The organism is Brevibacillus sp. YAE8 (assembly GCF_057543335.1).
In genome coordinates this window covers 1-549 of the sequence record NZ_BAAIYG010000140.1, presented here as the reverse complement: position 1 = coordinate 549, position 549 = coordinate 1, and the positions used below count along the sequence as shown (strand labels likewise).

1 protein-coding gene is annotated in these 549 nt (G+C 36.4%); it reads left to right on the top strand.

Features of this window, described 5'->3' with window-relative positions; all coding sequences use genetic code 11:
• Positions 1–78: 78 nt before the first annotated feature.
• Positions 79–549 (top strand): FtsX-like permease family protein (locus AC27IT_RS28045; protein ID WP_487092300.1); only part of this gene is annotated, 471 nt, incomplete at its 3' end.

Sequence of the window (549 nt, the reverse complement as noted above, 5' to 3'; positions counted from 1 at the left end):
TGTTTAAAGGCGAACAAACGAGACAAGAATTTTTCAAACGAATTATGAACATTCAAGGCGCATTAGGCGGTGAAGGCTATGACCGTATTTGATCTTGTTAAAAAGAATATGCGCAAAAATATTAGTCGGTACAGCCTTTATTTCTTTTCAATGATTTTTAGTATTGTTGTGTACTATGTGTTTGCTACGCTTCAGTACGACCAATCGATTTCAAAAGTGATTGGAGAAGAGATGAGGCTGCAGGGCATTTTTAATGCTTCAAATTACGTTTTGCTTACTTTTATTGTTGTCTTTATTTGGTACACAAACTCATTTTTTATCAGACAGCGTAAGAGAGAGCTCGGACTGTATCATTTAGTCGGTATTGAAAAACGTACGATTGGGAAAATGATTTTCTACGAGAATATGCTGCTGGGGATTTTTTCTTTGGTGGTCGGTATTTTACTAGGTACCGTGTTTTCAAGGCTGTTTGTGCTGTTTTTACTAAAGCTTATGGGACTGTCGTTTTCTATTACGCTCACATTTTCTCTTCAAGCGGTTTTGAAAACA